Raw genomic sequence first — 6,608 nt, 5'->3', positions numbered from 1 at the left:
GGGCGCACACCTCTTTCTCTGCGGCTCCTGGCCGGTCGGGTCCTCGTCACTGCCATTGAACCCCATGAGGGGTCGCCATCCACAACATTGTCCACATCTGTGGGTACGCCAGTGGTGACAAGGTGATGAGGGGTGACGCTAACAACTTGGATCATCATTGGGCAACTGGAAGACGGGCAACTATCCGTCCTCCACGGCGTGTCGCCGCAAGGATCGGCACGCCCACTGGCATCGTCGGTCGGTTCGGCGACGCTGTGTCCAGGGGTGCGACGGAGCAGCCTCGAACGAGGGCGGGTCGCCTCCGGGCGGTTTGACCCTTGAGACCGGGCTCCCGTACCTTTGTCTGAGGCCTGTCGGCCGCTTTCGCATGCCCATGCTCGTCCCGGATCGACCCAGGGAGGCACGACGTGGGTTTCCGATGGCGACCGATGCCATCGACCTGAGCACCGGACCTCCCGGGTCCACCGATCATCGGAGACTGCAATGAGCAAGCGCACCTTCCAGCCGAACACCCGTCGTCGTGCGAAGACGCACGGCTTCCGCGCCCGGATGCGTACCCGCGCCGGCCGCTCGATCCTGGCGAACCGTCGCTCCAAGGGTCGCAACAAGCTCTCGGCCTGACGAGCGCACGGTGCTGCCCTCGCGGCACCGCCTGACGCACCGCGCGGACTTCGCGGCAACGATCCGGGGTCGGGGCACCGCCCGCCGCGGTTCTCGACTCCTCGTGGTCCATGCCCGCCCGGCGGACGCCACCCGGACCGACGCGCGAGACCGGGTCTCGCGCGTCGGTCTCGTCGTGTCGAAAGCCGTGGGGAATGCCGTGACCCGCACGCGCGTCAAGCGCCGCCTGCGCGCTCAGATGGCCCTGCTCATCCCGCTCCTGCCGGGCGGGACGGATGTGGTCGTCCGGGCCAACCCCCCTGCCGCGGACGCCACCTCGCAGGAGCTGGCCGACGCCCTTCGGCACTGTCTGGGCCACCTGCTCGTTGGGCAGGACCGATGATGAAGATCCTCGCGCTGCCCCTCATCTGGCTGGTGAAGGCCTACCAGCTGGTGATCTCCCCGCTGCTGTCACCGAGCTGCCGGTACTACCCGAGCTGCTCGGGCTACGCGGTGACGTCGCTGCAACGGTTCGGGCCGTTGCGTGGCGGATATCTGTCCGTGCACCGCTTGCTGCGGTGCAACCCCTGGTCCGCCGGGGGCATCGACCACGTGCCCACCACGTGGGCCGACCGTGGATCGCCGGAGCTGGCGAAGCCACAGCTGGCCCGGGTGGAGGACGACGACGGCGTCGTACGCGACGTCACCGACAAAAGGATGTTCACCGAGTGAGCTTCAGCGACATCATGTACCCCTTCGAGTGGCTCGTCGCCTGGATCATGTATCTGTGGCACAGCGCACTGACCTCGATCGGTCTGCCGGAGGCCAGCGGCTGGACGTGGACACTGTCCATCGTCGGCCTCGTCCTGGTCATGAGGGCTGCCCTCATTCCCCTCTTCGTCAAGCAGATCCATGCCTCGCGCAAGATGCAGCTCATCCAGCCCGAGATGCAGAAGATCCAGGCGAAGTACAAGGACAAGAAGGACCCCGAGTCCCGTCAGAAGATGACGGAAGAGACGATGGCGCTGTACAAGGACAGCGGGACCAACCCGTTCTCCTCGTGCCTGCCGATCCTGGCGCAGTCGCCCTTCTTCTTCGGACTCTTCCGGGTCCTGAACTCCCTCGACGAGATCGGTGCCGGTCAGGCCAACGCCATCGGTCCGATCACCCAGTACGTGGCGGCCCAGGCGGAGTCATCCGCCATCTTCGGCGCGCAGCTGTCCGCGCAGTTCAACGCCGCCGACAACTGGTCCGTGCGGATCGTCACGGTCGTGCTGATCATCCTGATGTCAGCGACGACCTTCACCACGCAGTACCAGCTGATGCGCAAGAACATGCCGGCATCGGCGCTGGAGGGCCAGTTCGCCCAGCAGCAGAAGATGATGCTCTACCTCTTCCCCATCATCTTCGCCGTCTCCGGAGTCTTCTTCCCCGTCGGTGTCCTCATCTACTGGTTCACGACGAACCTGTGGACCATGTGCCAGCAGTTCTACGTCATCCGACGCATGCCGGCGCCGGGATCTGCGGCCGAGAAGGCCATGCAGGAGCGTCGCCGCAAGCGGGGCAAGCCGATCGACACCTACGAGGAGACCCGCGAGCGGGCCCACGACCTCGAGATGGAGGAGGAGCTGCGCACGAAGGGGGTCCTCTCCGGCCAGCGAGAGCAGCCGATGTCGAAGAAGCGAGCCAAGAAGTCCAGCGGCCAGTCGCCGAAGAAGCCCGGTAAGAACACCTGACCTCGGTCGTGACCCGGCGACCCGCCGGGACCGTCCGCCCGCACCACGCAGCAGGAGAGACCATGAGCGAGAAGAGCACGCCCGTCGGGGAGCCGACCACCGACGAGTCGGACCAGAACGAGGCCGTCGGGGCCAAGGAGCAGGCCGGCACGGAAGAGGCAGGCGCATCCGCCCCCGCCAAGGGTGGGAGCCGCCGTCGGCAGCTCGAGCGCGAGGGTGAGGTCGCGGCCGACTTCCTGGAGACCCTCCTCGATATCGCCGACCTCGACGGAGACATCGACCTGGACATCGATGGTGACCGCGCTGCCGTGGCCGTCGTGGACTCCGACGAGGGCCGCGTGCCCCGCCGCCTCGTGGGGCAGGACGGCAAGGTGCTGGAGGCACTCCAGGAGTTGACCCGACTTGCCGTCCAGTCCGCCACCGGGGACCGCAGCCGTCTCATGCTCGATGTCGCCGGGCACCGGGCTGCCCGGCGAGCCGAGCTGGTCGAGGTGGCGCGTGCCGCGATCGCCTCGGTCAAGGAGAGCGGCGAGTCCTACGACCTGGAGCCGATGACCGCCTTCGAGCGCAAGGTCGTCCACGACGAGGTGCTCGCCGGTGGCCTCGTCTCCGACTCCTCCGGGACGGAGCCGCGTCGCTTCGTTGTCGTGCACCCCGCCGAGGGCGAGGAGGCGAAGGGCATGTCCGAGCCCGGGGACGACACGAGTGGTACGGATGCCGACGAGGAGTCGCCGGGCTCGGCGTGACCATGCTCGTTTCACGTGAAACGCTGGGCCCATGATGATCGACCCTCCTCCACCCACGGAAGGCGCTCACCGGTTCTTCGGTGAGCGCCTTCCGCATGCCGAGGCGTTTGCCGCGGTGCTTGCGGACACCGGTGTCAGCCATGGCCTCATCGGTCCCCGAGAGGTACCGATTCTCTGGGAGCGCCACATCCTCAACTGTGCCGTCATTGAGGACGCCTTCGGCGAGGGCGCCTGCCTCATCGACGTGGGCTCCGGCGCCGGGCTCCCCGGGGTCGCCCTGGCCATCGCGCGCCCGGACCTGGATGTGCACCTCGTGGAGCCCATGCAGCGGAGGACGGATTGGCTGGAGTCGACGGTCGACGAGGTCGGACTCGACAACGTGACGGTGCACCGTGGGCGAGCAGAGGAGTTCCACGGGCGACTGTCTGCTCCCTACGTGACTGCCCGCGCCGTCGCACGCCTGGACAAGCTGGCCCGGTGGTGCTTCCCGCTGGTCGAGCAGGATGGCCAGCTCGTGGCACTCAAAGGTCGGTCGGTTGAGGACGAGTTGGCGGCGACCACCAAGGCCCTTCGCAAGGAGGGCCTCGTTCGCGCCGAGGTGACCTCGCACGGAGCCGCCGTGCTCGAGACGCCGACCCTGACGGTGACCTGCTACGTCCGTCACCGACGGTGACGTTTCACGTGGAACGTGCACCCGTCGCCCCGTCGGCACAAGCCGCCATGGCGACGGGCGACGACGATGCCCGCCGCGTGCCTTCGCCCGCTGGGCCAGCGTGTGTGGCAGACCGGCCCCACGTGGTGGCCGTTTCACGTGAAACCGCGCGGCCATCGACGGGTGCTCTGCGAGCCAACCGTCCACGCCCCGGCTCGGGGACTGCCTCGGGCGATGACCTCACGGTGTCCAGGACGCAGCCTCCCCGAGCCCGGACGAGCCGCGAGGGACGCACGTCGACCCCTTCGACGTTTCACGTGGAACGGCGTGCGGGACGTGGATGCCGCAGGACGACCGCAGCTCGTCACCGCATTCCGCTCGAGGGTCGCCCGTCATTTGGCGTGTCGTCCTCGGTTGGGGTTGTATGGCGGGGCTCCCAGCCTTCAGGAGGAATGACTCGGTGATCAGCGAACGATCCGTCGTCACGGGCATCGGATGGCCCGCACTGCCCGCAGCGGCGACGTCCGCACCCATCGGGTGGCTGCCCGGTCACCCCGAGCAGGTCCCGCCCACGAGTGACGGGCCGACCGCCCTCGATGCCGACGACGACCTCGCCGGACGACCCACGAGCCCGGCGCCGGAGGTGCCCGTGACCGCTTCGACCGACCGTACCGAGACCATGTCGGCGACGGCCACTGCGCAGGAGGCGGCGGAGCGTGTGGAGACGTCGGCGGCGACCGAGCCCTCGTTGCCACGCCCCGCGCAGCCGCGCGTGATCACCGTGTCGAACCAGAAGGGCGGCGTCGGCAAGACGACGAGCGCGGTCAACCTCGCGGCGGCACTCGCGCAGAACGGCCTGCGCGTCCTGCTCATCGACACCGACCCCCAGGGCAACGCGAGTACCGCGCTGAACATCGAGCACCATGCGGAGATCCCGAGCGTCTACGACGTCCTGGTCGAGGGCGCACCGATCCGCGAGATCATGCGGCCCTGCCCGGACGTGGACAACCTCTGGTGCGTGCCGGCGACCATCGACCTCGCGGGGGCCGAGATCGAGTTGGTGTCGCTGGTGGCGAGGGAGAGCCGGATGGCCAAGGCAGTCGCCGGTCTCCAGGAGGACCTCGCCTCCGCGGGCGAGCCACCGTTGGACTACGTCCTCATCGACTGTCCTCCCAGCCTGGGCCTGCTCACCGTCAACGCCTTCGTGGCCGCCCAGGAGGTCCTCATCCCGATCCAGTGCGAGTACTACGCACTCGAGGGGCTGAGTCAGCTGCTCAACAACATCTCCCTCATCCAGACCCACCTGAACCAGGATCTGCACGTCTCGACCATCCTGCTGACCATGTACGACGCGCGGACCCGCCTGTCCTCGCAGGTCGCACAGGAGGTCCGCGAGCACTTCCCGGACCAAGTGCTCGAGGCGACCATCCCTCGATCGGTGCGGGTGTCCGAGGCGCCGAGCTTCGGCCAGACCGTCATCACGTATGACCCACAGAGCACCGGCGCCCGGTGCTACCAGGAGGCCGCGGCGGAGATCGCCCACCGCGGCGCAGCCACGAAGGACGATGCATGAGCGAGAAGCGACGTGGACTCGGCCGAGGGCTGGGTGCCCTCATCCCCGACTCGACCACGGCCGGCCGGCCGGTGACCGAACGCCCGGTCGACGTCTGGTTCCGGGACCAGGAGCGTCCTGCTGTGCCGCACACCGCTGCGGGGATGCTCGCCGAGACACCCGTGGGCGAGTCCGGCGGAGAGGGCGTCGAGGTCGCCCCTCCGGCAGCGGAGGTCGCGCCCGTGTCCAGCGAGGCGGAGACGACCGGTGGTGCGCGCGAGACCGACGAGCCGATGGAGGAGGACGGGACCGGACTGGCGCCGGTGCCCGGTGCCACCTACGGCGAGGTCCCGGTGGCCGCCATCCGGGCGAACCCGCGCCAACCTCGCACCGTCTTCGACGAGGACGACATGGCCGAGCTGGTCCAGTCCATCGAGCAGATCGGCGTCCTGCAGCCGATCGTCGTGAGGCGCGTCGAGCCTGATGACGGTGTCGAGTTCGAGCTCATCATGGGTGAGCGGCGCTGGCGCGCCAGTCGTGAGGCGGGCCGCGAGACGATCCCTGCCATCGTGCGCACGACCGACGACGAGGACCTGCTGCGCGACGCGCTGCTGGAGAACCTCCACCGCAGCAACCTCAACCCCCTCGAGGAGGCGGCGGCCTACCGTCAGCTGCTCGATGACTTCGGTTGCAGCCAGGAGGAGCTGTCCAAGCGGATCGGCCGCAGCCGACCGCAGATCTCCAACACCCTCCGGCTGCTGCGCCTGCCACCCATGGTGGCTCGGCGGGTCGCCGCGGGAGTGCTCAGTGCGGGCCATGCCCGCGCGCTGCTCACCCTCGAGGACGGCAGCCAGATGGAGCACCTGGCCCAGCGCATCGTCGCCGAAGGTCTGTCCGTCCGCACCGTCGAGGAGATCGTGGCGCTCGGCGTGGAGCCCGAGTCCCCCGCACGGAGCACCTCCCGCGCGGGTCAGGAGCGCGACGCCCAGCTCGACGACCTCGCCGGCAGGATCAGCGACCGGCTCGACACCCGGGTCAAGATCGATCTCGGCAAGCGCAAGGGCCGGATGACCATCGAGTTCGCCTCGCGCGAGGACCTGCACCGAGTCCTCGGTCAGATGGGGGTCGACGCCGCCGAGGACTGATAGCGCGCCTTGCCCGGACATCGGGTGAGCCGGCACAGCATCGTTGCCCCCTGATCCACGGACCGGGGGTACGGCAAAGGTGCCAAGGTTCGTGTGGGAGTGCCCCGACTCAGGGCCTGAGCTTGCGAAGGCCCAAGGGGCGCCCCATGCGAACCTTGGCACCAGGTGCCAAGACTG

8 protein-coding genes are annotated in these 6,608 nt (G+C 68.7%); all 8 read left to right on the top strand.

The window, feature by feature from the left end; all coding sequences use genetic code 11:
• Window positions 1–483: 483 nt before the first annotated feature.
• The 8 genes from rpmH (at window position 484) to PVE36_RS16125 (ending at window position 6,431) form a co-directional block, all read left to right on the top strand.
• Window positions 484–621, top strand: a complete 138-nt coding sequence (gene rpmH / locus PVE36_RS16160; RefSeq protein WP_277238271.1) for a 50S ribosomal protein L34 — start codon at window positions 484–486, stop codon at window positions 619–621.
• Window positions 622–631: 10 nt separating this feature from the next.
• A complete protein-coding gene (gene rnpA, locus PVE36_RS16155) occupies window positions 632–1,003 on the top strand; it encodes a ribonuclease P protein component (RefSeq protein WP_277453751.1) in 372 nt (123 codons plus the stop codon).
• Window positions 1,000–1,332 carry a membrane protein insertion efficiency factor YidD gene (gene yidD / locus PVE36_RS16150; RefSeq protein WP_277453749.1) on the top strand — a complete coding sequence of 111 codons (333 nt, stop codon included), beginning with the start codon at window positions 1,000–1,002 and terminating at the stop codon, window positions 1,330–1,332. Before rnpA ends, yidD begins: the two co-directional genes overlap by 4 nt.
• Entirely contained in the window at window positions 1,329–2,336 is a 1,008-nt protein-coding gene (gene yidC / locus PVE36_RS16145; RefSeq protein ID WP_277453748.1) for a membrane protein insertase YidC, read from the top strand. Before yidD ends, yidC begins: the two co-directional genes overlap by 4 nt.
• 62 nt (window positions 2,337–2,398) lie before the next feature.
• Complete coding sequence (locus PVE36_RS16140; protein WP_277453747.1) at window positions 2,399–3,082, top strand: R3H domain-containing nucleic acid-binding protein; 684 nt, start codon at window positions 2,399–2,401, stop codon at window positions 3,080–3,082.
• A 31-nt stretch (window positions 3,083–3,113) separates the two neighbouring features.
• Complete coding sequence (gene rsmG / locus PVE36_RS16135; RefSeq protein WP_346780602.1) at window positions 3,114–3,755, top strand: 16S rRNA (guanine(527)-N(7))-methyltransferase RsmG; 642 nt, start codon at window positions 3,114–3,116, stop codon at window positions 3,753–3,755.
• 439 nt (window positions 3,756–4,194) lie between these two features.
• Window positions 4,195–5,307 (top strand): ParA family protein, encoded by a 1,113-nt coding sequence (locus PVE36_RS16130; protein ID WP_277453746.1) that lies wholly within the window; start codon window positions 4,195–4,197, stop codon window positions 5,305–5,307.
• Window positions 5,304–6,431 carry a ParB/RepB/Spo0J family partition protein gene (locus tag PVE36_RS16125; RefSeq protein WP_277453745.1) on the top strand — a complete coding sequence of 376 codons (1,128 nt, stop codon included), beginning with the start codon at window positions 5,304–5,306 and terminating at the stop codon, window positions 6,429–6,431. The genes PVE36_RS16130 and PVE36_RS16125 overlap by 4 nt, the downstream gene beginning before the upstream one ends.
• Window positions 6,432–6,608 lie beyond the last annotated feature (177 nt).

Origin of the sequence: Janibacter sp. DB-40, from assembly GCF_029510815.1 — a bacterium.
GTDB lineage: Bacteria > Actinomycetota > Actinomycetes > Actinomycetales > Dermatophilaceae > Janibacter.
This window is presented reverse-complemented; position numbering and strand designations above follow the sequence as displayed.